Source organism: Micromonospora sp. DT44, from assembly GCF_049841635.1.
In the GTDB taxonomy this organism is placed as follows: Bacteria; Actinomycetota; Actinomycetes; order Mycobacteriales; family Micromonosporaceae; genus Micromonospora.
The window spans coordinates 156,719-182,287 of record NZ_JBNCKS010000001.1 but is presented as its reverse complement, the minus strand read 5'-3'; the positions used below and the strand labels follow the sequence as shown (position 1 = coordinate 182,287).

At 72.3% G+C, this 25,569-nt stretch carries 24 protein-coding genes; 15 read left to right on the top strand and 9 right to left on the bottom strand.

Annotation, left to right across the window (positions count from 1 at the left end):
- Positions 1–74: 74 nt before the first annotated feature.
- Positions 75–1,808 carry a hypothetical protein gene (locus ACLQ25_RS00810; protein WP_425728124.1) on the bottom strand — a complete coding sequence of 578 codons (1,734 nt, stop codon included), beginning with the start codon at positions 1,806–1,808 and terminating at the stop codon, positions 75–77.
- A gap of 353 nt (positions 1,809–2,161) precedes the next feature.
- On the opposite strand from ACLQ25_RS00810, the gene pseB reads away from it, so the two are divergent.
- The 7 genes from pseB (at position 2,162) to ACLQ25_RS00775 (ending at position 9,652) form a co-directional block, all read left to right on the top strand.
- Positions 2,162–3,145: a UDP-N-acetylglucosamine 4,6-dehydratase (inverting) gene (pseB, locus tag ACLQ25_RS00805; protein WP_355050345.1), complete on the top strand. Its 984-nt coding sequence runs from the start codon at positions 2,162–2,164 to the stop codon at positions 3,143–3,145.
- On the top strand, positions 3,142–4,299 hold the full coding sequence (locus ACLQ25_RS00800) for a DegT/DnrJ/EryC1/StrS family aminotransferase (RefSeq protein WP_425728122.1): 1,158 nt from the start codon (positions 3,142–3,144) through the stop codon (positions 4,297–4,299). Before pseB ends, ACLQ25_RS00800 begins: the two co-directional genes overlap by 4 nt.
- 10 nt (positions 4,300–4,309) lie before the next feature.
- On the top strand, positions 4,310–5,158 hold the full coding sequence (locus ACLQ25_RS00795) for a hypothetical protein (RefSeq protein WP_425728120.1): 849 nt from the start codon (positions 4,310–4,312) through the stop codon (positions 5,156–5,158).
- The gene (locus ACLQ25_RS00790; protein ID WP_425728118.1) at positions 5,148–6,986 is read left to right on the top strand and encodes a class I SAM-dependent methyltransferase; all 1,839 of its coding nucleotides are present in this window, start codon (positions 5,148–5,150) and stop codon (positions 6,984–6,986) included. The genes ACLQ25_RS00795 and ACLQ25_RS00790 overlap by 11 nt, the downstream gene beginning before the upstream one ends.
- Before the next feature lie 65 nt (positions 6,987–7,051).
- Complete coding sequence (locus tag ACLQ25_RS00785) at positions 7,052–7,774, top strand: cytidylyltransferase domain-containing protein (RefSeq protein ID WP_425728309.1); 723 nt, start codon at positions 7,052–7,054, stop codon at positions 7,772–7,774.
- Entirely contained in the window at positions 7,771–8,829 is a 1,059-nt protein-coding gene (locus ACLQ25_RS00780) for a PseG/SpsG family protein (RefSeq protein ID WP_425728307.1), read from the top strand. Before ACLQ25_RS00785 ends, ACLQ25_RS00780 begins: the two co-directional genes overlap by 4 nt.
- 190 nt (positions 8,830–9,019) lie before the next feature.
- On the top strand, positions 9,020–9,652 hold the full coding sequence (locus ACLQ25_RS00775) for an alpha-ketoglutarate-dependent dioxygenase AlkB (protein WP_425728116.1): 633 nt from the start codon (positions 9,020–9,022) through the stop codon (positions 9,650–9,652).
- A 152-nt stretch (positions 9,653–9,804) separates the two neighbouring features.
- Here the strand turns inward: ACLQ25_RS00775 and ACLQ25_RS00770 are convergent, their stop codons facing one another.
- Positions 9,805–12,288 (bottom strand): DNA gyrase/topoisomerase IV subunit A, encoded by a 2,484-nt coding sequence (locus ACLQ25_RS00770; RefSeq protein ID WP_425728114.1) that lies wholly within the window; start codon positions 12,286–12,288, stop codon positions 9,805–9,807.
- A gap of 32 nt (positions 12,289–12,320) precedes the next feature.
- Entirely contained in the window at positions 12,321–14,378 is a 2,058-nt protein-coding gene (locus tag ACLQ25_RS00765; RefSeq protein WP_425728112.1) for a DNA gyrase/topoisomerase IV subunit B, read from the bottom strand.
- A 223-nt stretch (positions 14,379–14,601) separates the two neighbouring features.
- On the opposite strand from ACLQ25_RS00765, the gene ACLQ25_RS00760 reads away from it, so the two are divergent.
- Complete coding sequence (locus ACLQ25_RS00760; protein ID WP_425728110.1) at positions 14,602–15,315, top strand: hypothetical protein; 714 nt, start codon at positions 14,602–14,604, stop codon at positions 15,313–15,315.
- Between the two features lie 173 nt (positions 15,316–15,488).
- Positions 15,489–16,745, top strand: coding sequence for a hypothetical protein (locus ACLQ25_RS00755; protein ID WP_425728100.1), 1,257 nt, complete (start codon positions 15,489–15,491; stop codon positions 16,743–16,745).
- A gap of 53 nt (positions 16,746–16,798) precedes the next feature.
- Here the strand turns inward: ACLQ25_RS00755 and ACLQ25_RS00750 are convergent, their stop codons facing one another.
- Entirely contained in the window at positions 16,799–16,969 is a 171-nt protein-coding gene (locus tag ACLQ25_RS00750; protein ID WP_355050353.1) for a hypothetical protein, read from the bottom strand.
- A 187-nt stretch (positions 16,970–17,156) separates the two neighbouring features.
- Here ACLQ25_RS00750 and ACLQ25_RS00745 point away from each other — a divergent pair, with 187 nt between their 5' ends.
- Together ACLQ25_RS00745 and ACLQ25_RS00740 are read left to right on the top strand one after the other, a co-directional pair.
- A complete protein-coding gene (locus tag ACLQ25_RS00745; protein WP_425728098.1) occupies positions 17,157–17,786 on the top strand; it encodes a hypothetical protein in 630 nt (209 codons plus the stop codon).
- Between the two features lie 187 nt (positions 17,787–17,973).
- Positions 17,974–18,339: a hypothetical protein gene (locus ACLQ25_RS00740; protein ID WP_425728096.1), complete on the top strand. Its 366-nt coding sequence runs from the start codon at positions 17,974–17,976 to the stop codon at positions 18,337–18,339.
- A 48-nt stretch (positions 18,340–18,387) separates the two neighbouring features.
- Here the strand turns inward: ACLQ25_RS00740 and ACLQ25_RS00735 are convergent, their stop codons facing one another.
- Positions 18,388–19,335, bottom strand: a complete 948-nt coding sequence (locus ACLQ25_RS00735) for a DUF72 domain-containing protein (RefSeq protein ID WP_425728094.1) — start codon at positions 19,333–19,335, stop codon at positions 18,388–18,390.
- Between ACLQ25_RS00735 and ACLQ25_RS00730 the strand changes: the two genes are divergently transcribed.
- Together ACLQ25_RS00730 and ACLQ25_RS00725 are read left to right on the top strand one after the other, a co-directional pair.
- Entirely contained in the window at positions 19,334–19,957 is a 624-nt protein-coding gene (locus ACLQ25_RS00730) for a DinB family protein (protein ID WP_425728092.1), read from the top strand. The two genes, ACLQ25_RS00735 and ACLQ25_RS00730, sit on opposite strands and share 2 nt — an antisense overlap.
- A gap of 103 nt (positions 19,958–20,060) precedes the next feature.
- Complete coding sequence (locus ACLQ25_RS00725; RefSeq protein ID WP_425728090.1) at positions 20,061–20,339, top strand: hypothetical protein; 279 nt, start codon at positions 20,061–20,063, stop codon at positions 20,337–20,339.
- Here the strand turns inward: ACLQ25_RS00725 and ACLQ25_RS00720 are convergent.
- The 3 genes from ACLQ25_RS00720 to ACLQ25_RS00710 all read right to left on the bottom strand — a co-directional run bounded on the left by ACLQ25_RS00720 (position 20,308) and on the right by ACLQ25_RS00710 (position 23,389).
- Entirely contained in the window at positions 20,308–22,380 is a 2,073-nt protein-coding gene (locus tag ACLQ25_RS00720; protein ID WP_425728088.1) for a glycogen debranching N-terminal domain-containing protein, read from the bottom strand. The genes ACLQ25_RS00725 and ACLQ25_RS00720 overlap by 32 nt on opposite strands.
- The gene (locus ACLQ25_RS00715) at positions 22,377–22,802 is read right to left on the bottom strand and encodes an SCP2 sterol-binding domain-containing protein (RefSeq protein ID WP_425728086.1); all 426 of its coding nucleotides are present in this window, start codon (positions 22,800–22,802) and stop codon (positions 22,377–22,379) included. The genes ACLQ25_RS00720 and ACLQ25_RS00715 overlap by 4 nt, the downstream gene beginning before the upstream one ends.
- Before the next feature lie 77 nt (positions 22,803–22,879).
- Positions 22,880–23,389, bottom strand: coding sequence for a mycothiol transferase (locus tag ACLQ25_RS00710; RefSeq protein WP_425728084.1), 510 nt, complete (start codon positions 23,387–23,389; stop codon positions 22,880–22,882).
- A 78-nt stretch (positions 23,390–23,467) separates the two neighbouring features.
- Here ACLQ25_RS00710 and ACLQ25_RS00705 point away from each other — a divergent pair, with 78 nt between their 5' ends.
- Together ACLQ25_RS00705 and ACLQ25_RS00700 are read left to right on the top strand one after the other, a co-directional pair.
- The gene (locus ACLQ25_RS00705) at positions 23,468–23,983 is read left to right on the top strand and encodes a 2'-5' RNA ligase family protein (RefSeq protein WP_425728082.1); all 516 of its coding nucleotides are present in this window, start codon (positions 23,468–23,470) and stop codon (positions 23,981–23,983) included.
- A 204-nt stretch (positions 23,984–24,187) separates the two neighbouring features.
- A complete protein-coding gene (locus ACLQ25_RS00700; protein WP_355050364.1) occupies positions 24,188–24,373 on the top strand; it encodes a hypothetical protein in 186 nt (61 codons plus the stop codon).
- Between the two features lie 7 nt (positions 24,374–24,380).
- Here the strand turns inward: ACLQ25_RS00700 and corA are convergent, their stop codons facing one another.
- Positions 24,381–25,511 carry a magnesium/cobalt transporter CorA gene (gene corA / locus ACLQ25_RS00695; RefSeq protein ID WP_425728080.1) on the bottom strand — a complete coding sequence of 377 codons (1,131 nt, stop codon included), beginning with the start codon at positions 25,509–25,511 and terminating at the stop codon, positions 24,381–24,383.
- Positions 25,512–25,569: the final 58 nt, after the last annotated feature.

Sequence of the window (25,569 nt, the reverse complement as noted above, 5' to 3'; positions counted from 1 at the left end):
CCGATAAGCATTAACCCGGTGGACATCCGCCGTTCACGTAATTGCGGTGTCCACCGGGCGGAACGAATATCGGATCAGGCGCGTCGCCAGGCCGCCCAGTGCTGCTGCTCGTTGCCGCCGAGCCGGACGAAGCCGTACCTCGCGCCGTCCCAGTCGTCCGGCTGGCCGGGCGCCCAGCGGGCGAACACCACCTGCGCGGCGGCGGGTGGCTGTTCGCGGAACCACCGCACGTCGGTCCAGGTCACCTGGTGGCTCAGGTTGAACCGCAGGATGTAGTGCACGCCGGTGGAGGCCCAGACCCGCTCGCCGGGGCGTACGCCGACGTCGGCGACCCGGGGGGTCGGCGCGGTGCTCGCCGCCATCGGCCGCACCAGCCGTTGGTCGATCACCTGCATGGTGAGCAGGTTGACCACGACGAGGACGCCGAGCACCGGCAGCCGCAGCCGGGGTACCCCGACCGCGGCCACCAGCAGCACGCACGCGCCGATGCCGATCAGCGACCCGAGCACCGGACGCATCTCGCGCCAACCGTTGGTCAACGCCATCAGGTCCGGCGCGCCGAAGCCGCCGTAGCGCAGCGAGTGCCCCCGGCTTGCCACGTACGCGAGGCGACCGGCGACCAGCGCGCCGCCGGCGACCAGCAGGCCCACCGCGACCGCCGCCCGGCGCAGCGCCACCCGGCGCTCCTCGGTGAGCAGCACCCCGAGCCCGACCAGCAGCCAGAACGGGGCGAGCATCTGCACGTAGCGGCCGTAGATCGCGTCCAACGGCTTGCCGGTGATGCCGGCCAGGATCACCGACGCGCCGCTGGCGACCCCGACGCTCACGACCAGCGCCACACCCATCGTCCAGCGGGTGGCGTCACCGTGGCGTGGACGCCACAGCTCCTTGACGGCGGCGGCCCAGGCGATCCCGGCCAGTCCGAACGTGATCACCACGAGGTACCAGAGCTGGGTGGTGACGGCCGCCCCGACGCGGACCACCCCCTGGGCGGAGGCGACGGCGGCGACCGTGCCGCCGCCCGGGGTGCTGCCCAGCAGGTAGACCTTGTCCCCGAGGAAGCGGATGCCGGCCTCGTTGACCAGCGCCAGGGCCAGCACCGGCAGCAGCGCCGCGAGCACCGCGACGGGGGTGATCCGGCGGCGCACGAACAGCAGCAGGACCAGGCCGGCGTGCACGGCCACGATCACCAGACCGCGCGAGTGCAGCAGGTGGAACGCCCCCACCGCCAGGCCCACGGTAGCCGCGGCGAGCGGCCCGGGGCGTTCGATCCAGCGGTGTACGGCGAGCAGCCAGGCGACCACGAGCGGCGCCATCACCGTGTCGATCATCGCGACGCCGGCGTAGAAGGCGGTGGCCGGCAGCGTGGCCGCCGCCACCGCCGCGAGCAGCGCCGACGCGCGGGGCAGCCGGAGCACCCGCCGGCCCAGGAGGTACGCCAGCGGCAGCAGCGTCGAGTTGACCATCGCGTTGATCAGCTGGACAAGGCGGTAACTGTCGGCGAAGTCGTGGTGGCCGAGGAACGCGGGCGAGATGAGCATGGGGTACCCGACCCGGCGCAGCAGATCGTTCTCGCTGCTGAAGCCGCCCGGACCGCCGGCGAGGGCGCGGGCGGTGTTCAGATAGCTGTCCTCGTCGGTGTGGGCGATCGGCAGCGCGATGTGCCGCGACAGCCACATGCGCCAGGCGACGCTCAGCACCCAACCGACGAGCAGCAGCAGCGGCACCAGCCAGCGGCGTGCGGGTCTCGCGGGCGGTGTCCCGGCCGGGACCGCCGGCCGTTCGATCACGTCGCTGCCGGTTGCCATCAACGCCTCCTGAACCGCCGGCCGGACCGGCGCTGGGCACGCCGGACAGGCTGGTGACGCTCGGGGATGATCCGCTCGCACCGAGGCGGTGCGGATGTCGGGTGAACGCGGCAACCACGACGCGCTCAAGGCTGCCGGGTCGCTCGCGCGGCCACTGTAGCGACCGGATCTCCCCTGGTCAGCCCACTTCCGGGACGGTCGGAAATGTTCGCCTGCGCGGTGCCCGCCATTCACGACGGCAGGGGAAGCGGTTAACCCGCGAGCGCCGGTGCGTTAACCCGCCGCCGTTAGCGTCTCACCCCGGTCGGCCGGCCGAGGGCCGCCGGTTCATCCACGATCACGGGAGCACCAAATTGAGTGAGTTGAATGGATCGTCCATTCTGATCACCGGGGGAACGGGTTCCTTCGGCAGGACCTTCCTCCGGCACATCCTCACCGAGGCCGACCCCGCCCGGGTGGTGGTCTTCTCCCGCGACGAGCTCAAGCAGTACGAGTTGCGCCAGCAGCTCGGCGACGACCCGCGCCTGCGCTGGTTCATCGGCGACATTCGGGACCGGCACCGCCTCACGCGGGCGATGCACGGCGTGGACCACGTGGTGCACGCCGCCGCCCTGAAGCAGGTGGACACCGCGGAGTACAACCCGTCGGAGTTCATCGCCACCAACATCACCGGCTCGCAGCACGTGGTCGACGCGGCGATCGAGGCGGGCGTCAAGAAGGTCATCGCGCTCTCGACCGACAAGGCGTCCAGCCCGATCAACCTGTACGGCGCCACCAAGCTGGTCGGCGACAAGCTGTTCGTCTCGGCCAACCACTACGCCGCGCACCACCCGACCCGGTTCGCCGTCGTGCGCTACGGCAACGTAGTCGGCAGCCGTGGTTCGGTCGTCCCGCTGTTCCACCGGCTGGCCGCCGAGGGCAAGAGCCTGCCGATCACCGACAAGCGGATGACCCGCTTCTGGATCACCCTCGAGCAGGCCGTGCAGTTCGTCATGGACTCGTTCGACCAGATGCAGGGCGGCGAGCTGTTCGTGCCTCGCATCCCCAGCATGCGGATCCTCGACCTGGTCGAGGCCGTCGCCCCGGACGCCACCACCCACGAGATCGGCATCCGGCCCGGCGAGAAGCTGCACGAAGAGATGATCGCCCCGGACGACAGCCGGCGGACGCTGCGCGCCAAGGACCGCTACATCGTCCAGCCGACCATCGCCGGTTGGGGCTACCAGCCGCCGGTCGACTGCGAGCCGGTGCCGGACGGCTTCGCCTACCAGTCGGACACGAACGACGAGTGGCTCACCGTCGAGCAGCTACGCGAGATGCTCGGCCTGACCGCATGACAGGGATGCTCCCGTACGGCCGGCAGTCGATCTCCGAGGACGACGTCGCGGCCGTTGCCGGCGTGCTGCGCGGCGACTGGCTCACCACCGGGCCGCAGGTCGACGCGTTCGAGGCCGACCTGGCCCGGGTGACCGGCGCGGCAGGTGTCGCCGCCGTCTCCAACGGCACCGCCGCGCTGCACGTGGCGTACGCGGCGGCCGTTGTCGGACCCGGCGACGAGGTGGTGGTGCCGCCCATGACGTTCGTGGCGACCGCCAGCAGCGCTGTCGCCCTCGGCGCGAAGATCGTCTTCGCGGACGTCGATGAGGAGACCTTCTGCCTCGACCCGGCTGCCGCCGCGGCGGCGGTCACCTCGCGTACCAAGGCGGTTACCGCCGTCGACTACGCCGGCCACCCGGCCGACTACGACGCGCTGCGCAAGGCCGTCGAGGGCACCGACGCCCTGCTGCTCGCCGACGCGGCGCACTCCATCGGCGGGACTTACCACGGTCGGCCGGTCGGATCACTCGCCGACCTGACCACGTTCTCGTTCTTCCCGACGAAGAACCTCACCACCGCCGAGGGCGGCGGGGTCGCCGCGCTCGATCCGGGAATCCTGGAGCGGGCCCGCCGCTTCCGTGGCGTGGGCATGGTCCGCGAGCGCGACGACCTGCGCCGCCCCGACGAGGGCGGCTGGTTCTACGAGGTCCCCGAGTTCGGACTGAACTACCGCCTGCCCGACGTGCTCTGCGCCCTGGGCCGCAGCCAACTGCGCCGCCTCGGCGAGTTCGTGGCCCGCCGGGCCGCGCTCGTCGCCCGCTACAACGAGGCGCTCGCCGACCTGGACGGGGTACGCCTGCCCGTCCAGCAGCCGTGGGCCGAGCCGGCCTGGCACCTCTACCCGATCCGGGTGCTCGACGGCCGTCGCCGCGAGGTCTACGACCGGATGCGCGCGGCCGGCATCGGCGTACAGGTTAACTACATCCCGGTGCACTGGCACCCGGCCTTCGCCGACCTGGGTTACCGGCGCGGGTCGTGCCCGGTGGCCGAGTCGTTCTACGCCCAGCAGCTGTCGCTGCCGCTGTACCCGGGACTCAGCGACGCCGACCAGGACCGCGTCATCGACGCGCTGACCGCGATCCTGCGGGGCAGCGCGGTGCGTTCCGCCGCCTGATGGGAAGCTGATGCACCACGCGAACCACTTCTACGGCCACGCCCACGTGCTGGCCCGTTACGCCGGTCTCGGCGACCGGCATCCGCCACGGATCAACGGGTACGTGCAGCACGGCTGGAACATCGGCGACGGCCTCGCACCGGGTCACCCGTACGCCGACCGCACGCCCAGCCTGCTCTGGTCCGAGCAGACCCGCCGCCGGGCCTGGTCGGTGGGGCGGCGCAACGTCGTCGTGATCGGCGCCCCGTTCACCTACCTGCTGGCCATGCGTCCGGAGGACCCGCCGGAGCAGGAGCGGGAGGGCACCATCTGGTACCCGTTCCACGGCTGGGAGGGCCAGCACGTCAAGGGCGACCACCGGGAGCTGATCGCCCGCATCCGCGACACCGAGCCCGGCCCGGTGACGGTCTGCCTGTACTGGCACGAGTACGGCATGCGCCACGTCCGGCGGCTGTACGAGCGCGCCGGTTTCCGGGTGATCTGCCACGGCTACCGGGGACACTGGTGGAAGGACACCGACCCGGAGTTCCTCGACAAGCAACTGACCGAGCTGCGCCGGCACCGCCGGGTAGCATCCAACCGGCTGACCAGCGCGATCTTCTACGGCATCGCGGCCGGCTGCGAACCGGCGGTCTACGGCGACCCGATGATCCTGTCCAACGAGGACCCGACCTTCGGCGGCACCGCCCGCATCCGTCGGCAGTGGCCGGAGCTGCACGGCACCGCGGTCGACCTGCCCACCGCCGTCTCGATCGCCCGCGCGGAGCTGGGCGTCGACCACCGCTGCACCCCTGCCGAGCTGCGTGAGCTGCTGGGTTGGGCGAACCTTGGGGAAGAAGAGGACGACAGTGACGACTGAGACCGCACCCGCCGGCCGGATCAGCCTGCCCGGCGGCGAGATGCCGGCCTGGTCCGACCTGCCGAAGGAGCGGTCGGCCGACGGTGGGCCGCTCGCCGCGCTGGCCGCCCGCGTCGTGCCGTCCGGCGCGCGTGTCCTGCTGGCCGGCCCGCACGACCCGGCGCTGCTCGACCGGCTCGCCCACGCCGAGGTGACCTGCCTGCTGCGCAGTCACCCGGACGCGGTGGTACTCGCCCAGCGGGCCACCCGCGTCATCGTGGGCGGCCCCGCCGGCCTGCCCGACGACGAGACGTACGACGTGGTGATCGCCGCCGCCGGCCTGGACCCGATCGAGTCGGTGGAGGGCACCCGGCTCGGCTGGGACGGCGTGCTGGCCCGGCTGGTCGCGGCGGTACGCCCCGGTGGCGCGCTGCTGCTGCGCCTGGACAACCCGCTCGGGCTGCACCGGCTGGTCGCCACCACCCCCTGGTACGCCGCCCGCGACGACTCCGCCTGGGTCATCGGCGGCGTGCTCGACCCGGCCCACCCCGCCAACCGGGATCAGCTCCGGCAGCGGATCGCCGACAGCGGGCTCCGCCCGAGCGCCTGCTGGGCCGCGTACCCCGATGGTGCGACGGCGACGGCCCTGCTCGACGCCGACCAGCTCGACCGCGGCGCGGATCGAGGGCTGTTCGACGCGGTGCTGCACGGCGCCTGCGCCGGCGCCTTCGCTCCCGCCACGGTACTCCAGGACCCGGCCCGGCTGGCGGTGGACGCCCTGCACGCCGGGCGGGCCGCCGACCTCGCGCCGGCCTGGCTGATGCTGGCCCACCGGCCCGGTGGGCCCACGGACTCCCCCGCCGGCCGGGAGCTGCCGGTGGCGCTGGTGCAGACCGGCTCGTCCGGCCAGCCCGGAATCGGTGTGCTGGAGGTGCGCGACGGTCCGTCCGGCTGGCGGTGGGGGCACGTCGCCACCGCCGACACGAGCGCGCCGAGCGCGCCGTTCGCCAGCCGCGAGGCCGCGTACCGGGACCCCGACGCGCTGACCGGGCCGGTGCCGTCCGGGCGGCTGCTGCACACCCTGCTGCTCGACGCCGCGCTGCGCCGCGACCTGACCACGGTGCGCGCGCTGCTGCACGGGTACGCGGGCTGGCTCGCCGACCAGGCCGACGCTGACGGACGGCTCGTCGGCGCCGCCGCCCTGGCCAGCGCCGACAACATGGTGGTCGACGGGGAACGCTTCGCGGTACTCGACCCGAGCTGGCGGGCGGCCGACCGGCTTCCCGGCGACGTGGTGCTGGCCCGCGGGCTGTGGCGCTTCGCGGCGGCCCTGCTCACCGGCGGGTACGCCCACCCGTGGTCGTCCACCCTCGACGTCGCCGGCCTCACCGTCGTCCTCGGCGGGCTCGCCGGCCACGACCTGGACCGGACGACGGTGGCCGAGGCGGTCCAGGCCGAAGCGGCGATCACGGCCAGCCTGCACGGCCTGGACGCCGAGCACCGCACGGCCCTCGCCACCGACCTGCAGGCGGTCGAACCGACCGACCCACCGGTCGGGGCGCACAGCTACCAGCAGTTGCGCGAGGCGTGGCTGCGCCAACGCGAGGAGATCAGCCGGCTGGCGGCCCTGACCCGGTGGACCGACGAGCTGCTCACCTCCCGGGAGCGGGCGCTGCGCCGGGCCGAGGCGAAGATCGGCCTGCTCAGCGGGTCCATCAGCTACCGCGTCGGCCGGCTCGCCATCACCCCCGCCCGGCTGGCGAAGCGGGGTGCGCGTGCCGCGAAGCGGCGTGCCCGCGCGGCGCTCGCCCCGAAGCAGCTCGTCACGGAGCAGGAGGAGCAGCAGTGACCGACGGCGGCGGCGCTCCCGCGACGGCCGACCGACCCGATCCGGGCACCACCGTCGCGCCACGGATCGTCGGAATCGTGCAGGCCCGGATGGGCTCGTCCCGGCTGCCCGGCAAGGTGCTGCGCCCACTCGCCGGGCGGTCCGTGCTCGGCCGGGTCGTCCGCGCCGCCCGCGACAGCGGCGTCCTCGCCGACCTGGTGGTCGCCACGAGCACCGACACGGGCGACGACGCGGTGGTCGACGAGTGCCGGCGACTCGACGTGCCGTGCCATCGCGGCCCCGTCGACGACGTGCTGGGCCGGTTCGTGGGCGCGCTCGCCGCCCACCCGGGCGACGCGGTCATGCGGTTCACCGCCGACTGCCCGCTGCTCGATCCGGAGATCATCACGCTGGTGGCCTCGGTGTACCGGGCCGTACCCGGGTTGGACTACGCGAGCACGTCGATCGCGCGCACCCTGCCCCGAGGGCTGGACGTCGAGATCATCCGCGCGGACGCCCTGCGCACCCTGGACCGGCTCGCCACCGGCCACCACCGCGTCCACGTGACCTCGTACGCGTACACCCATCCGGAGCTGTTCCGGGTGCTCGGGGTGACCCTCACCCCGGACCGTTCGGCGCTGCGGCTGACCCTCGACACCGAGCAGGACTGGGCGCTGGTGAGCGCCGTCGCCGACCACTTCGGCGACGTCAGCGTGCCACTGGCCAAGCTCGCCGACTGGCTCGACGGGCAACCCCGGCTGCGCGCGCTCAACGCCGACGTACGCCAGAAGCGGCTGGAGGAGTCCTGAGCACGCTACGGGTCGGGCTGCGCTGCGACGCCGGGCCACGGCGCGGCGTCGGGCACCTCGTCCGCTGCCTGGCCCTCGCCGAGGAGTTCCTGGCCCGAGGCGCCCACGTCGCGGTGTTCGGCACGGTCGAGCGCGTCGGCTGGGCCAGCGCCGAACTGGCCGCGCGCGGCATCGAGCTGCACCCCGGTCCCGAGTCACCGAGCGAGCTGGTCGAGGCGGCCCGACGACACGACCTCGACGTGGTGGTCCTCGACTCGTACGAACTGGACCCGGCCGCCGCCGGTGCCCTGCGCGCAGCCGGCGTCCTCACCCTCGCCATCATCGACGGGGACAGCCGGGGCCAGGACGCCGACCTCTACCTCGACCAGAACTTCGGGGCGCGGCTTCCGGAGCTACCGGGACGGCTGCTCGCCGGCAGCGGGTACGCCCTGCTGCGCGACTCGGTCGTGACCGCCCGCCCGGCGACGCCCCGGCCCGCCACGACGGTCGGCCGGCCACGGGTGCTCGCCTTCTTCGGTGGCACCGACGCGGTCGGCGCGGCACCGGCGCTGACCCGGGTACTGCTGGCCACCGGCCACCCGATGGACCTCACGGTCGTCGTCGGGCGACCCGAGATCGAGGCCGAGCTGGAGGCGATCAGCCCCGGGCGGGGGCAGGTCGTGCGTCCCGTCCCGCCCACCGGCTCGCTGCCCACCCTGATCACCGAGGCGGACCTGGTGGTCAGCGCCGCCGGCACCTCCACCTGGGAACTGGGCTGCCTCGGCGCGCCTGCGGCGCTGGTCTGTGTGGTCGACAACCAGCGCGAGTCGTACACCCGGGTGGTGCGCCACGGCCTGGCCGCCGGCCTCGGCGAACTGCCGGAGTTGACCGCCGCCGGGCTGCCCGGGCGGACCGCCCGCGCGACGGCGGCGCGAACGCTGAACGGGCTGCTCAGCTCGCCGCGACGCCGGGCCGCGCTGGCCGCCCGAGCCTGGGCCGCCGTGGACGGCCAGGGCCGCGCCCGCGTCGTGGACGCCGTGCTGGAGGCCCTAACGCCAACCCCCGCCACCCCCTGATCCCCGCCCCCCGCTCCCCGCTCCCCGCTCCCCGCTCCCCGCTCCCCGCTCCCCGCGATCTTGCACTTACTGTGGCGACACAAGGGGTACCTACTCCCATATCGACAACCGAAACTGCAAGATCGGCGCGGCGTGGGGCGTGCGGCGTGACACTCGCACGGGTGTTCTAAAGTGCTGCTAGGGTGGCTGCATGGAGGTCGTCTACCAGCCGTCGATGCTCGATCTGACCGACGCGGAGCCGACCCTGGGGCCGCTGCCCGGCGCGATCCGGCGGCACGATCTCACCCGGGGCGCCTGGGTCGACCACCTCCCCGGCTGGGTACGCGGCTCGGACGCGGTCCTCGACACCCTGCTCGCCGAGGTGCCCTGGCGCGCGGAGCGCCGGACCATGTACGACAGCGAGGTCGACGTGCCCCGCCTGCTCTGCTGGTATGACGCCGACCGGCAACTGCCGCACCCCGTGCTCACGGCCGCACGCACGGCCCTGACCCGGCACTACGCACCCGAGCTCGGCGAACCTTTTGTCACCGCCGGAATGTGCCTCTACCGCTCCGGCCGCGACAGCGTCGCCTGGCACGGCGATACCATCGGCCGCTCCGCGCACACGGACACGGTCGTCGCGATCGTCTCGTTCGGCTCACCCCGACCGCTGCTGCTACGCCCGCGCGGCGGCGGCGACAGCCTGCGCTTCCCCGTGGGCCACGGCGATCTGATCGTCATGGGCGGCTCCTGCCAGCGCACCTGGGAACACGCCATCCCCAAGACCACCCGCCCAGTAGGCCCCCGGGTGAGCGTCCAGTTCCGCCCCATCAACGTCGCCTAACCCCACACCACCCCACCCCACCCCACCCGGCCCCCACCCCCGCAGGGTTGATCATGAAGTTATTGCCACGACACGCCGACGACGGTGGCAATAACTTCATGATCAACGGGGATCAGCGGGCCGGGGGGCCGGGACGGATCCGGGTGGGTGGGTTAGTCGCGTTCGATTAGGTGGCCTACTACCGTTGGGCCGAGCATCACGGCGAAGCCACTGCCGTCGCGGCGGGGGTCCGCCGCCGGCAGTTCGACCGGCTCGCCGGTGGCGGTCGCGCCGACCGGGCGCGGCCCCACCCAGGCCACGGCGACGTCCGTCTCACCCTTGAGGAACCGGTGGGCACGCACGCCGCCGGTCGCCCGGCCCTTCGCCGGGTACGCCTGGAACGGCGTGACCTTGACCGTCGCTCCGGTGGAGGTGACCACCATCGGCTCGCCGTGACCCGGATCGTCGGTGCGTACCGCGCCGAAGAAGACCACCCGCGCCCCGGCCGGCAGGTTGATGCCGGCCATGCCACCGCCCTTGAGGCCCTGCGGGCGCACCACTGAAGCCGCGAAGCGCAGCAACGACGCCTCCGAGGTCACGAACGTCAGCGTCTCGGTGTTGTCGGTCAGCCAGGTCGCCCCGACCACCTCGTCACCGTCCCGCAGGCCGATCACCTCGAACTCGTCGGAACGCACCGGCCACTCCGGGGAGCAGATCTTGACCACGCCCTGCCGGGTGCCCAGTGCCAGCCCGGCCGAGGCGTCGGCGGCGCCTCCGAGCGGGGCCAGACCGACCACGGTCTCCCCCGCCTCCAGCGGCACCAGCTCGGCCGCGGACATCCCGCCGCGCAGCGACACCGTGCCGGCCTGCTCGGGCAGCACCGGCAGCGGCAGCACGTCGATCTTGAAGGCGCGACCGGCGCTGGTGAGCAGTAGCACCCGACCACGGGCCGTGGAGTGCGCGATCGCGCGTACCGTGTCGTGCTTGACGCGGCCGTTGCGCCGACGCCCCTCGGCGCTCTCCTCCGACTCGGCCGCGGTCCGGGCGACCAGCCCGGTCGCCGAGAGGATCACCTGGCACGGGTCGTCCGCGACCTCCAGAGGGCCGGCCGGCGCGGACGCCGCCAGCACCTCCTTCAGGTCACCGTCGACAAGGGTCGTACGCCGTTCCGTGCTGAACTGCTTGACCACGGCCGCCAGCTCGTCGGAGACCAGCTTCTTGAGCACCCGCTCGTCGTCGAGGATCGTGGACAGCTCGGCGATCTCGGCGCGCAGCCGCTCCTGCTCGGCCTCCAGCTCGATCCGGTCGAATTTCGTGAGGCGGCGCAGCGGCGTGTCCAGGATGTAGGTGGCCTGGATGTCGGAGAGGCCGAACTGGCTCATCAGCCCGTCCTTGGCCGCCTGCGCGTCGTCGCTGCCACGGATCAGACGGACCACCCGGTCGATGTCGAGCAGCGCGATCAGCAGACCGTCGACCAGGTGGAGCCGCTCCTCGCGCTTACGGCGACGGTAGGAGCTGCGCCGGGTGACCACCTCGTACCGGTGGGCGAGGAAAACCTCCAGAAGGGCCTTCAACCCGAGGGTACGGGGCTGACCGTCGACCAGCACGAGGTTGTTGACGCCGAAGGACTGCTCCAACGGGGTCAACCGGTACAGGTCCGCGAGCAGGGCCTGCGGGTTGACGCCCACCTTGCACTCGACCACGAGACGGGTGCCGCTCTCCCGGTCGGTGAGGTCCTTGACGTCCGCGATGCCGGTCAGCCGCTTGGTCTTGGTGACCTCGTTGGTGATCGCCGCGATGACCTTCTCCGCGCCGACGCCGTAGGGCAGCTCGACCACGGTGATGGCCTGGCGACCCCGGCTGCCCTCGATCGGGCCGATCTCCGCCTTGCCGCGCATCCGCACCACGCCGCGCCCGGTCTCGTACGCCCGGCGCACCTCGTCGAGGCCGAGCAGCACGCCACCGGTGGGCAGGTCGGGGCCGGGGACGAACTCCATGAGCTTGTCCAGGGTGGCGTCCGGGTGGTTGATCAGCCAGCGGGCCGCCGAGACGACCTCGGCGAGGTTGTGCGGGATCATGTTGGTGGCCATCCCGACCGCGATCCCGGACGCGCCGTTGACCAGCAGGTTCGGAAAGGCCGCCGGCAGCACGGTCGGCTGCGTCAACGATCCGTCGTAGTTGGGCTCGACGTCGACGGTGTCCTCGCCCAGCTCACCGACGAGCAGCATGGCCTCGCGGGACATCCGCGCTTCGGTGTAGCGCGAGGCGGCCGGGCCGTCGTCCGGGGAGCCGAAGTTGCCGTGCCCGTCGATGAGCGGCACGTTGAGCGAGAAGTCCTGGGCTAGGCGGACCATCGCGTCGTAGATCGCCGTATCGCCGTGCGGATGGTACTTACCCATTGTATCCCCGACAATTCGGGCAGACTTCACGTGCCCTCGGTCGGGGCGATAGCCCTGCTCGTACATCGACCAGAGGATCCGTCGGTGCACGGGCTTGAGGCCGTCGCGGGCGTCCGGCAGGGCACGGGAGTGGATGACCGAGAAGGCGTACTCCAGATAGGAGTCGGAGACCTCGGTGACCAGCGGATTGTCGAAGACCCGCGCGCCGGCCTGGTCGAACGAGGAGAGGTCGACCTTGTTGTCCTTGCGGCGTGCCATGACTCAGCTCTCCACTCGAATGAAACGTCGGCTCATGCGTCGATCGCTTCCCGGTCGACCCGGTCGGCGGAGTCGATCAGCCAGTTGCGGCGCGGCTCGACCTTCTCGCCCATCAGCAGTTCGAGGATGCGCTCGGCGGCGTCCACGTCGTCGAGGGTGATCCGGCGGACCGCGCGGGTGGCCGGGTTCATCGTGGTGTCCCACAGCTCGTCGGCGTCCATCTCACCGAGGCCCTTGAAGCGCGGGATGGGCGTGACGATCTGCTTGCCGGCCTTCTCCAGCTTGCGGACCGTCGTCTCCATCTCGGCCTGGGTGTAGGTGTAGACGGTCTGCGGGTTCCGCCCCTTGGTGGTGATCTTGTGCAGGGGTGGCATCGCGGCGTAGAGCCGGCCGGCCTCGATCAACGGCCGCATGTAGCGGGCGAACAGGGTGATCAGCAGCGTACGGATGTGCGCGCCGTCCACGTCGGCGTCGGCCATGATCAGTACGCGGCCGTAGCGCAGAGCGGACAGGTCGAACGTCCGCCCCGAACCCGCACCGAGCACCTGGACGATCGCCGCGCACTCGGCATTGTCCAGAACCTGCTGGAGGTTGGCCTTCTGCACGTTGAGGATCTTGCCGCGGATCGGCAGCAGCGCCTGATATTCCGACGAACGGGCCATCCGGCTCGTGCCGAGGGCGCTGTCCCCCTCCACGATGAACAGCTCGCTGCGGTCGATGCCCGTCGCGCGGCAGTCGACCAGCTTCGGCGGCATGGACGCGCCCTCCAGGGCGGTCTTGCGCCGGGCGGCGTCCTTCTGCTGCTTCTGGGTGAGCCGCACCCGTGCCGCGTCGACGATCTTCTGAAGGACGACGCGCGCCTCGGCCTTGGTGCGCCGGTCTTCCAGCCAGGCCTTGACGTGCGCGTCGATCAAGGTCTGGATGACCTTGGTGATGCCGGTGGTGGACAGCTCGTCCTTGGTCTGGGAGGTGAACTGCGGCTCGGGGATCCGCACGTGCACCACGGCCGTCATCCCCTCCAGGACGTCGTCCAGGGTGGGTGGCTCCTCCTTGGCCTTGAGCAGGCCGCGGGTATTGCGGACGGCGTCGGCGAGCGTGCGCACCAGGGCCCGCTCGAAGCCCTTGCGGTGGGTGCCGCCGTGGGCGTTGCGGATGGTGTTGGTGAAGCACTCGACGGTGCGCTCGTAGCCGGTGCCCCAGCGGAACGCCACCTCGACCTCGGCGCGCCGCTGCACGTTGGACTGCATGACGCCGTTGGCGTCGGCGGCGTTCTCGCGGTACGTCCCCTCGCCGTTGACCAGCAGGATGCCGGAGACCGGACGGTCGCCGGCCGGCGCGAGGAACTCGACCATGTCGCTGAGCCCGTTGGGGTAGTGGAACCGCTCCTCGACGGGCGCCTCACCGGTCAGGTCACGCAGCAGGTACGTCACGCCGGGGACCAGGAACGCGGTGTTGCGCAGCTTCATCCGGACCGCGTCGACGTCCAGCGCCGCGCCGGTCTCGAAATAGCGCGCGTCGTGCCACCAGCGGATGGAGGTGCCGGTACGCTGGCCGCGCTTCACCGCGCCGACGACCTGGAGCCCGGGGCCGGCGGTGAAGGGCGCGTCCGGCCCGGCGCCGTCGAAGATCCCCGGCACGCCGTGCCGGAACGACATGGCGTGGATCTTGCCGGCGCGGCGGACGGTCACGTCGAACCGGCGGGACAGGGCGTTGACCGCCGAGGCGCCAACGCCGTGCAGGCCGCCGGAGGTCTTGTAGCCGGAGCCGCCGAACTTGCCGCCCGCGTGCAGGCGGGTCAGCACCAACTCGACGCCGGAGATGCCGGATTTGGCGTGCACGTCGGTGGGGATGCCCCGGCCGTCGTCGTCGACCTGGACCGAGCCGTCGGGGTGCAGGATCACCTCGACGTGGCTGGCGTGACCGGCGACGCCCTCGTCGGTGGAGTTGTCGAGGATCTCGTTGACGAGGTGACCCACGCCACGGCTGTCGGTGGAACCGATGTACATGCCGGGCCGCTTGCGAACGGCGTCCAGCCCCTCAAGGTGGGTGAGGTCATCGGCCCCGTACAGGGTGTCAGGCTCTGCGGTCAACTGGTTCGTACTCCCCGGTCTCGCGGTTGTGGTGCGGCGTCCCAACTGTCGGTCGGCCGGCGCGCGCCGCAGCGAGCCTAGCCCGAGACTGAGACAACTCCCGGAGCACCTACGCGACCCGCCGTGCTCGACTCGACGAACGTGAGCCACCGAACAGCCGAACGACAGCCGCACGGTGAGCAGGGAACCACGCAGAGATACCCACGCCGGTACGATTCCTCACTTGGGGGACGACGGACGCGGGGAGGCGGCCGGGGTGGACGACACGACACGCGATGCCCTGCGGCGCTCCCTCGGTACGCGTGCCCGGCGTTGGCTGCTCGCGGGCACCCTCCTGGCGGGGCTGCTCACCGCCGTGGCGCTCGTCGCGGCGGCGGCGCCCGCCGAACGTACGTTCGTCGATTTGTCGGGTGCGGTCCAGAGTGTGATGTCGGTGGCGACGCCACTGTTCGGCATCCTGCTCGTGCACGATTCGCGCCGGGAGTCCGCCGGTGTGGTCCCGACGGTGCCCGGAGTGCTGCTGCCGGCCGTCGTGATCGGGGTGGCCGGTGTGGTGATCTGCGCGGCGACGCTGGCGCTGAGCCCGGCCGACGGGGCGGCTGACCCGTGGCGGCACGCCGGCACGGTCGCGGTGGGCAGCGTGCTGGTGCAGGTGGTCGCCGGTCTGGTCGGCACCGGACTCGGTCTGCTGCTGCGCTCGCGGGTGGTCGCGTTCCTCGCCACGATCGTCCTCCCGCTGGGCCTGTTCGGGCTGTTGGACGCCGTGGACGCGCTGCGTCCGGCGCAGCCGTGGCTCACCCCGCTCGGCAGCGTCCGCAACCTGCTCTCCGGGGAGATGAGCATGCTGCGGTGGGCGCAGTGGCTGTCCGTACTCCTGATCTGGGGTGTTGGTCTGAACGCGCTCGGCGCGGCCGTGCGCGGCCGGCGTCACCCCTGACGTAGTCGACGATCCGGCGTTCATCCCCCATCCACAGTGGGCGCACACTGCTGCGCCGACATCCACGTGTCGATCGTCGAAAGATTCTGTTACGGGCCATTGACGCCCGTTGCACGGGGGTGATCTGATCGCGCTCTCAGAGAATCTTTCATCTTTCGATGGATGGGAGCCCCATGCCCAGGTTCCGCCGTACCGCGCTCGCCGCGGCACTCACGATCGTCACGGCCGCGCTGTCGACCGCCATCGCGCTGCCCGCCCCCGCGACCGCCGCGCTGCCCACCGCAGCCGTGGCGCTCGGTGACAGCTTCATCAGCGGGGAGGGCGCCGGCGCGTACACGCCGGTGGTCGACGCCAACGGCGTCACCCAGGGCTTCCCCGGCTGGACCGCCCCGAACAACAACGCGTACTTCTGCCACCGGTCGGCCAACGCCTCGCTGAACCAGGCGAACCTGCTGGGCATCCAGAACCGGTTCAACCTGGCCTGCTCCGGCGGCCAGCCGCACGACATCGCGACCGCCTCGCAGGCCCGGACCAACGGCCGCACGGTCTCGGCCCAGCTCGACCAGCTCCGTGCCGTCGCGCAGACCCAGGACATCGACCTGGTGCTGATCGGCCTTGGTTCCAACAACAGCTCGTTCACCTTCGGCAGCGTCGCGGAGACGTGCGCCAACCGGTTCATCGCCGATGCCTGGACCGGCTGGTGGGAGTTCTGGGCGTACCTGAACGGGCCGGTCGAGCAGAAGCCGTGCAGCGACGCCGACCTGGCCACCGCCGCGCAGCTCAGCGCCGCGACCGCGGAGACCACCGCCGCCGTACGCCAGATCCTCACCACCCTCGACCAGGTGGACGCGGACGGACAGCACCGGGTGGTGTTCCAGGACTACACCAACCCGCTGCCGCAGGAGCTGAACGCGGCGTTCCACGAGGAGGACGGCCGCGACGACACCCGGGACAAGTTCCGTGACCTCGGCGCCGAGCGGTACGCGGCCGGCTGCCCGATCCACCGGGCCAGCCTCGCCCCCGGGCACCGCTTCTCCCAGGGCCTCGGCGGCATCGTGAAGTCCACCCGGGACACCCTGGCCGCCGAGTTCCCCAACGACGACCTGGTCTACCTGAACGTGCAGCGGGCCTTCGACGGCGCGCGGTTGTGCGAGTCGACGTCCAGCCCGACCGGCGCGCTGGCCACCCCGATCCGGTTGCAGGACGGCGCGACGGGCACCTTCGTGACCAGCCTCGCCGGTAAGGACAAGATCGCCATTCAGCGGATCGCCAACACCTGCGTCAGCTACTTCCAGACGTGCCAGGAGTCGTGGCACCCCAACGCCACCGGACACCAGGTGCTCGGCCAGTGCCTCGCCGGCGCCGCCGTCACCGCCGCCCGCGCGGTGTCGTGTGTCCGCGCGAGCAACGGGGCGATCTCCGTCTCCTGACCGGTTTCGCCACCGGAGGCCCCGTCATCCGACGGGGCCTCCGTCGTGTCGACTCAGTCCTCCTGCTCCACCGGCGTCCGTTCGCCGTCGCGCTCCACCTCGATCGGCGCGTGGTCCTTTCGCGGCGCGACCTCGGCGGTGGTGCGGTGCGGATCGTTGTCCGGGTGCATGAGCACCGCGTCGGTCTTGGGGGTCTTCTCGCGGACCTCGTCCGGCTGCGACATGCCGTTCCCCTCTCCGTCGGCGTCCGCCTGACCTACCCACCGCCGCGCCGACGACTCCTCCCGAAGACGGTTCGGGCCCCCGAAGCCCGGGATGTCCCCGTCGCGGGGATCGACCGGCGGACGACGGGGTTAGCCGTCCGGGCGACGGGTAAGCCGCCTCGCCCGACACGGCGGAAGGGGATCACACATGTCCGAACGACACACCGCACTGCGCTCGATGCACGATCTGGGTCTGGCGGCCTGGTTCGGCGGCTCCCTCATGGGTGCCTTCGGCGTCAACGGCGCAGCAGCGAAGATCAATGACTCGACCCAGCGGCTCCCGGTCGCCTCGGCCGGATGGTCCAAGTGGACACCGGTCAACGCGGCCGCGATCGGCGCGCACCTCGCCGGCGCGGTCGGCGAACTGGTCACCGAGAGCCCGCGGGTGGCGGCCCAGCGTGGAGTTGGCCGGGCCAGCGCCATCAAGACGGCGCTGACGATCGGCGCACTGGCCGTCACCGGTTACAGCCGGTTGGTCGGTATGCGGTTGGAGAAGGCGGGCGGACCGCCGGTGAGCGGCCCCACCGAGCCCAACCACCAGACACCGGCCAGCGTCGCCTCCTCGCAGCGGCAGATGAAGCTGCTCCAGTGGGCGATCCCGGCGCTGACCGGATCGCTGGTCGTGGTCACCGCGTACATGGGTGAGCAGCAGAAGCCCGGTCAGGTGCTGCGGGGCCTCATGAGCCGCGCCGGCGGCATGCGCAGCGCCCCGATGGGCCTGGCGAAGATCGGCATGAGCGTCGGCGGCAAGCGCCAGATGGCGATGGCCGGACGCTGAGGGTCGGGCCGGCCGGGGCCCCGCCGGACCGTCGACGGCGGGACGCCGGCCGGCCCTGCGCCGCGCGGCACTTCTGGGTGGGCAGGGGTCGCACCGGCACCGGCCCACCCCGCGCCCACGTCCGGTGGACAGGACCGGGAGGGGCAACCCGTCCGTCGACAGCGGCGGACCGACCGAAGAGGTGGCCATGACGGCACACGAGGGACGCGGCGGTGACCGGCTCGAACCGGAGGCGACCAACCCGTGGGGAACCAGCGACGGCTTCGACGCCGACGCGCCCTGGGGCGCGGGCGACGACTCCCCGATGGACGAGGGCAGCGAGGAGACGGCGGTGCCCGAGGGGCGGCGTGGTGAACGGCGGGCCGGCGCGCCGGCCGGGCCGAGCGGCCCGGCCGGACGGCACGGCTTCGGCTCGGTCGAGCCCACCCGCACCACGGTGGCGGGGCCGGGCGCGCCGCCCGATCCCGCGCCCAGCGGGCGGACGTTCCCCGACGAGGCCGAGGTCACCGAGCGGTCCCAGGACGCGCTGCGCAGCCGGGGTCGCCGCTCCTGAGCAGCGGCCCCGTCGCGTGCCGGACGTGGGCACGCGCGACGGGGCCGGTCAGCCAGACGACGCCGCGACGGCCGGACCGTCGGACGTCCGACGCGGCCCGACGGGCACCGGCGTCCCGCCGAGCATGGTCTCGGCGAGCAGCTGCGCCAGCCGGGTCGCGTCCCGCTGGGCCTGCCCGGCGCAGCAGTTGTTGAACAGCACGTGCAGGTCGTCGACGTCCCCGGCCAACCCGGCCAGCCGTTCCGCCCAGGCGCGTAGCTCCTGCTCGGCGTACGCGTAGCGGAACTTTTCCTGCTTGTCGCCGTCGCGCCACGCGTCGCTGTGGCCGTGGAAACGGACGATCGCCGGCTCCGTCGTACGCGCCAGGATCGGCGGCACCGACGACGGGTGCCCCTGCGGCATGTCGACGCAGACCAGTGAGAGGTCGTGCGCGCGCAGCAGGTCCAGGGTCGCGGTCGTGGCCGCACCGTCGAACCAGGACCCGTGCCGCAGCTCCACCGCCACGCGCCACGGCCGGCACCGCTGCGCCAGCTCCACGATGCGCCGTTCGGCGGCGGCGCCACGGGCCAGCCAGGGCGGAAACTGCAGGAGGACAGTGCCCAACTTGCCGGCGGCCGCGATCGGGGCCAGTGCCTCCCGGAAGCGGGCCCACAACTCCTCGTACGCCTGCTCGGGCAGGTCGCGGCGACGGACCCGGCCCGAGCCGGCGGTCGGCCGCAGGTCGCGCGGCAGCGCGGCCACCGGCGTGGGATGCCCGGTGAAGAGGCTGAACGCCTTGACGTCGAAGGTGAAGTCGTCAGGCGTGGCGTCGACCCAGCCCTGTGTCGTCTCCGGGACCGGGACGGCGTAGTAGGAGGTGTCCACCTCGACCAGCGGGAACCGGCCCGCATAGAAGGCCAGCCGGCCGGCCGGCGTGTTGGCCGAACGGGGATACCAGCCCGAGCGCAGCAACGACTGGTCTGCCCAGGACGACGTGCCCACCTTGATGACACCCATGTCATTCAGTGGACAGTCCCGCGCGCCGATCGGCAACCGCTGGCAGCCGATGTCCCTCGACGTGTCGGTGCCCGGTCCTAGGCTGGCGCACGACGGACTTCGAGGAAAGGGCGACACCATGACCAGCACCGCGCAGCTCACCGGGGAACGGGCCGACCTGTTGCAGACGCTGCGCCGGCACCGGGGCTTCCTCCTGCAGACCGTCGACGGTCTGACCGACGAGCAGGCCGCCACCCGCAGCACCGTGAGCGAGCTCTGCCCCGGCGGGCTGATCAAGCACGTCGCGACCACCGAGGAGCGGTGGATGCTGTTCGCCGTGGGGGGCGCCGAGGAGATGCAGCGGGCCGAGATCGACTGGGTCGGCCAGTTCCAGATGACGCCGGGCGAGACCCTGGCCGGGCTGGTCGAGCGGTTCCAGGCGGTGGCCGCCCACACCGACGAGCTGATCGCCACCCTCGACCTGGACGCGGCGCACCCGCTGCCGCAGGCGCCCTGGTTCGAGCCGGGCGCGAGTTGGACGGTGCGTCGGGTCCTGCTGCACCTGATCGCCGAGACGTCCCAGCACGCCGGGCACGCCGACATCCTCCGGGAAGCGATCGACGGGGCGAAGACCATGGGCTGAGCCACGATCCGGCGGTCACCGGTCCGCGTTCACGTCGTGTTCCTCGTCCCCCCGGGCGAGCGGATGTGACATCGCTCGACAGGGCGGCGCTGAGGGACACGAGATGAACGCGGACCGGATGGACGGCGAAACCGCCGAGCTGCTGCTCGGCGGTCTTCCCGTCGACGAGTCCGCCGGCCCGCATCCGGTCGGGCTGCTGCTGACGGCGGCCCGCGCCGCTGCCCGGCCCGGCGAGCTGGCCGGTCTGGGCCACGCCGTGCAGGGCTTCCGCCATGTTCAGGCACAACGCCGCCGGTCTCCCCCTCCCCAGCGCGAGGCGCCCGTGGCGAAGGACGCGACGGCTGTCGATGTCAGGACCGGAACGGGGACGTCGGGGGCCTGACCGGCTGGGTGGAGCGCTCGCCGGCGTACGCGTCGGTGCGGCCCCAGCGCCCGGGAACGCCGAGCAGGTCGACACGGCCGAACCCCGCGGGCAGAGCCGGCCTGACCAACAGATCCTCACCGGTGGGCCGCAGACCCAGCACGGTGCCGAGCAACATCAGCAGGCCTCCCGAGGACCACGACTTCGGGCGTCCGCCCGACGGCAACTGGACCGGATACTTCGTCAAGCTCCGCTCGTAGCCGGCGATCAGCTCGGGTACCGCCCCGCCGAGCGTCTGGGCCAGGTCGAAGATGCCGTTGGCGATCCGGGCCGCGTGCGCGTCGAACCGGTAGTGCCGCAGCCCGGCGGCGATCAGGGCGTTGTCCGACGGCCACACCGCCCCCAGGTGCGACCCCACCGGGTTGTACGGGCGCTGACCGTCGGCGTACGTCCGCACGCCCCAGCCGTTGAAGAGCCGGGGCCCCAGGAGGTGCTCGGCGACCGCCTCGGCGCGATCGTCCGCGACGATCCCGCTCCACAGCAGGTGCCCGATGTTCGACGACAGGGCGTCGACCGGTTCGCCGTACGGGTCCAGCGCCAGCGCGTAGTACTCCCGGTGTGGCAGCCAGAAGTCCCGGTTGAACCGCTCTTTCAGCCCCGTGGCCTCCCGGTCGAGACGGTCGGCGTACTCCGGGTCGCCCCAGAACTCGCGGGCCAGCCGGGCGCCGCGCCGCTTCGCGTCGTACGCGTAACCCTGCAACTCGCAGGTGGCGCGGGGGAACTCGGGCAGCCGTCCCTGCGCGTCGATGATCGCGTCCGAGGAGTCCTTCCAGGACTGGTTGACCGCGCCGACACGCTCGTTGCGGCGCTGGTAGCGCACGTAGCCGTCGCCGGTCATGTCGCCGTACTCGTCGATCCAGTCCAGCGCCATCCGGGCCGGCTGGCGCAGCTCGCGGACGAGCTCGGCGTCACCGGACCAGCGCTCGTACTCGTCGATCAGGACGACGAACAACGGGGTGATGTCGGCGGCGGCGTAGTACACCGCGCTCGGTCGCTCACCGAAGACGCTCGACTCGCCGTAGCGGAGCTCGGAGACGATCTTGCCGGGCTCCTCCTCGCGTTCGTCGTCGAGGTGCCCGCCCTGCAGCAGGGCCAGCATCCGCAGCGTGGCCGGCGTCAACTCCGGGGTGAACGCCAGCGTCTCCAGGCAGGTGATGATGCTGTCCCGCCCCTGGAAGGCCATCGACCACGGGAGGCCGGCGACCGGCACGCGCTCGGGGGTCGACAGTGGCCGGTACCGCAGCGCGGCGAGGTCGGCGAGGCTCCCCCGGTACATCTCCTCCAGGCCCCCGCGCTCGGCCACCAACCGCGGCGCACGGTCCAGCCAGGCCGCCAGGTCCTCCCGCATCCCGGTGCGGACGGCCCGCTGGTGCGCCTGGAGGCTGTCGCGCATGTCCTGGCCGCCCTCCCCGACGACGGTCAGGACGACGTGCAGGTCGGTCTCCCACCGCCCGTGCGGGGGGATGCGGATCCGGAACGTCATTCCGCCCTCGTCGACGTCGACCGCGGCGGTGCTGCTGACCGTCGTCTCCCGGACGAACCGCTGCCGCTCGTAGCGCAGGGTGAGCCGTTGGCGCGCGGGGTCGACGTCGACCCGCACGTCCCGCCTCCGCAGGTTGCCGATCTCGGTGATGTCGGCGAAGTCGCTGCCCATCTCCATGCGTACGGTCAGCTCGGCGGGCTCTGGCGAGTGGTTGAGCACGGTGATCTTCTCGTGGAAGCACTCGTGGATCGAGCGGTGCCGGATGATCGACAGGTCGGCGTCGATGTAATGGCTCGCGGCGCCGGGCACCAGGAAGAACCGGGTCTCGAAGTACGTCATGTCGTCCCGCGAGAGGGCGTTGATCCGCTCCCCGTCGACGGTCAGCACCCAGTGCGAGAGGAAGCGCGTGTCGAACGCGAACAGCCCGACGGGCGCCTGCGGATCCACCTCGACGTCACCCTGCGCGTCGCTGATGGCGAACACGTTGCCGGCGAGGACGTGCACGAGCTCCTGCCTCATGGCCGGCCGTCCGGCCCGTCGACCGCCGACCGGCCGGCCGGCGCGTTCCGCCGGGCCAACGCGGCCCGCCCCAGCTCGCGCGGGTGCCGGGCGCCCCTCGGGCCCGGCAGGACACGGCGCAGCACCAGCAGGAGCCGCATGTCGCCCCGCAGGGTCAACTCGTTGCGCAGCAGCGCCGTGCCCGGGGGCAGATCACCGTTGACCAACTCGTCGAAGACCGCACGGGGCGCGCGGACGACCAGGTCCGCGTCGTCGGCCGAGCGGCTGACCCGGATGTGCTGGTCCGCCACGGTCAGAAACCAGTGCTCGGTGTACCCGTCGTCGCGCAGGTCCAGCCGGAGCGTCCCGGCCATCGTCTCGGGCAGGTCGAAAGGCCGGCCCGTGTCCAGGTGCTCCAGGTAGCTCGTCGCCGTCGTGCCCATCACATCCCCTCCCGCGTCCCCGCAGGATCCCTCGCGGCGGGGTGAGCGGGAGTCACCCGAATCGGGTGAACCGCGGGTCAGCGGGCTTCGACGAGGCCACGGACGTAGGCGGCCTGGCCGGCATGCTGGGCGTCGTCGTCGGCGATGCTGACCAGCCGTACGCCGAGGCTGACCGGCGGGTCCCACGACTCGTCGACAATGCGGTCCAGGTCCGCGGGGCGCAAGCCGGAGAGGAACGATCGGGTACGCGCCGAGACGGCGCCGTAGTAGTCGATGAGCGCCTGGGCGCTCTCCGGCCGTACCCCCGCGACCTGGGCCGGCGTGTGACCGTAGCCGGTGTCGTGCGGGTCGGCGACGAGCCCGAACCGCCCCGCCCAGTCGTCACCGGTCCAGATCTGCTCGGTGTCGAGCAGGTCGGCGATGTGGTGGTCCTGGACGCGGGTCAGGTGCCAGACGAGCCAGCCGATCGAGTTGGCCCCCTCGGCGGGCGCCCAGCGCAGCTGCTCCGGCGTGAGGCCGTCGACCGCCGCGCGGACGAGGTCGGGCAGCCGGTCGTACGTCTCGGTCAGCAGGTCACTCACGTCCACGGGTACGCCTCCTGGTGGGTCTTGGATCACCGTACCGCCGGCCACCGACGCCCGAACCTCGGCCGCTACCGTGATCACGTGGTCGCCGCGCTGGAGCTGTATCTGGACCCGGACGCCACGCGGCGGATCCGGGTGCTGTGGGACGCCCTGGAGGCCGAGGGCGTGCAGAGCATGCGCTCGCTGCTCCAGCAGCGCCACCGCCCGCACGTGTCCCTCGCGGTGGCGCCCCGCTTCGACCCGGAGCAGGTCGCCGAGGCGCTGAGCGGAACGGTCGTGGCGGCCCCGCTGCGCCTCGACTTCCAGCACGCCGGGCAGTTCGTCGGCCGGGTGCTGTGGCTCGGTCCGACGCCGACGGAGGAGCTGCTGGCGCATCACCGGCTGGTGCACGGCCGGCTCGCCGCCGCCGGTATCGAACTGGTCGAGCACTACCAGCCGGGTCGCTGGGTGCCGCACTGCACGCTGTCCATGCGGGTGCCGAACACGCTGATGGCCGCTGCGGTGCGCCGCTGTCTGGAGGTGCTGCCGCTGACGGCGACAGTGGTCGGCGCGGCGCTCACCGACCACGCCCGTGGTATCGCCCACCCGCTGCGCTGAGCGGGCCCGACCGCCGGGCAGGTTGTCCGGTTTGGCGGGCCTGAGTCGGGAAACCGAAAACAGGGGGTGCGGACGCGGCCCGACGTGGGATGGTTCGACGTGGATGCCGTACCGGTGGCGACCCGCCTGCGCGGGTCGCCACCGCCGGGCGCGCGGGGCACACCGCGTCGCCCGCGACGGCTTCGACGACGAGAGGCAGGGCCCATGCAGGCTCAGCGCAGGCCACCGCGGAGCGAGCGGAGCCAGACCAAGCACGACCGCACCGGCGGTGGCATGACCGGCGCCGCCACCCCGCTGACCATCTGGGCCGCCGCCGTGCTGCTCGGTCGCATCGGCGCCGGCGACGACGACCTCGAGGACGAGCGGCACATCCTGCGCGGCATCGAGTGAGCGTCGTTCACAGCCAGCCGCGGCGCTTGAACACCAGGTAGAGGGTGCCGCAGACCAGCACCATGAGCAGGAGCGCGAACAGGTAGCCGAAGCGCCAGTTCAACTCGGGCATGTGCACGAAGTTCATCCCGTACACCGTGCCGATCAGGGTGGGGGCGAACAGGATCGCGGCCCACGAGGAGACCTTCTTCAGCTCCTCGTTCTGCGCGTAGCTGGCCGCCGTCAGGCTGCGCATCTCCTCGTTCTGCTGCTGCGAGACCAGCGTGGCGTTGACGGTGAGGATGTTCTGCAGCAGGTGCCGGAACCCGTCCACCCGCTCCACCACCTGGGTGAGGTGGTCGATGACGTCCCGCAGGTAGCGGCGCAGCTCCTCGTCGGCGCCGTAGCTGCCGGCGCCGGCCGCCAAGGAGTCGAGCATGCCCAGCAGTGGACGGGCGGCCCGCTGGAACTCGATGACCTCCCGGCTGAGCCCGTAGATGCGCCGGCTGGCGTTCGGGTCACCACCGAACACCTGGGTCTCGATCTCGTCGATGTCGTTCTCCAACCCGGCGACCACCGGCGCGTACCCGTCGACGACCTGGTCCAGGATCGCGTACAGCACCGCCTCGGGACCCCGGGCGAGCATCGGCGCGTCGGACTCCATGCGACGTCGTACCGCGGCCAGGTCGGGCGCCTCTCCGTGCCGGACCGTGACCACGAAACCGGGCCCGATGAACAGGTGCAGCTCGGAGAACTCCACCTCCTCCCGCAGGTCGTCGTAGCGGGCGGCGCGCAGCACCACGAAGAGGGTGTGTCCGTACCGTTCCAGCTTGGGCCGCTGGTGGGCGTTGATCGCGTCCTCCACCGCCAGGTCGTGCAGACGGAACTCGCGCGCCAGCGAGGAGATCTGGTCGATGTCGGGCCGGTACAACCCGATCCAGGCCATCGCGTGGTCCTGGGTCTGCAGGCAGGCGTACGTCTCGGCGAGACCGGCCGGGGAGGCGAACCGATGTCCCCGGATGTAGACCGCGCTGTCCACCAGACGGCCGGCGGACGGGCTCCCCGGCTGCGTCGGTGGGACGGCCCCGACCCGCGCCTCGTGCTCGTCGAGCTGACGGCCGAAGCCGTCGCCCCGGCGGAAGCGGCGGCCACCAACCACGAGCCCGCTCCCCTCCCGGCGCTGCCCCGCCCGGCGTTCGGGACGGGGGCGCTGCTTC